This is a genomic window from Brevundimonas sp. TWP2-3-4b1 (assembly GCF_049897665.1).
Lineage (GTDB): Bacteria > Pseudomonadota > Alphaproteobacteria > Caulobacterales > Caulobacteraceae > Brevundimonas > Brevundimonas subvibrioides_B.
On record NZ_JAFCWQ010000075.1, the window covers coordinates 1 to 733 of the forward strand.

General features: G+C 65.6%; 1 protein-coding gene. It reads left to right on the forward strand.

Going from position 1 to position 733, the window contains the following annotated elements:
- Window positions 1–42 precede the first annotated feature (42 nt).
- Window positions 43–733: DUF3422 family protein (locus ACP7A5_RS17985; RefSeq protein WP_426043169.1), on the forward strand; the 691-nt coding region annotated here is incomplete at its 3' end.

A 733-nucleotide genomic window follows, 5' to 3' on the forward strand; every position in this document is an offset into this window, starting at 1 on the left:
GCTCACGCCCGCCCTTTCACACCACTGGTCGGCCCCGCGCTTGTGACGCGAATCGCCACACTTTCAGGTCAGGCTGGCGAGCAGGGCGACCGGGACCACATGGCCGCCCTGTGCCGCCGCCTTGGGCAAGCCGAACCCGGCCCCACAGCCCGCTGGTGCGGCCTTGAAGCCGGGACATGGCATCTGAGATGGGAGCGCCACACTGAGTTTTCGACCTGGACCTTCTTCCGCTCGCCCGTGAACAAGGCGCCCTTCGCCGAGACCGCTCTCGACATGGTGCCGATTGACTGGCTCGGCGCGTGGCCCGGCGACGTGCTGGTCGCGACGAGGCTGGAGGTTTGGAGCCATGCAGATGTGACTGCCGCCACATCCCTGTTTGCCGTCGGCGTCACCGGTGGCCGACTGGTCGACAGCGACACCCTTGTTCTGACTGATTTCAGGGCCGACGCGGAAGGCATGACCAGGTTTCTGCTGTTATCCGACGACGTCGGCGACGGCGCCTTGACCGGGCGACTTGTTCAGACCCTGCTGGAGGTCGAGACCTATCGTCTGATGGCTCTTCTTGCCTTTCCAGTCGCAGGGGAGTCGGCCTCGGCGCTCTCTTGCATCGAGGCCACGGCGGCGGACCTCGCTCACCAACTCGCCGAGGATGCCGATCCAGATGCCGACCGGCTGTTACTGGATCGACTGGCGGCTGTTGCCGGCGAAACCGAGGCGCTGATCAGTCGTACGA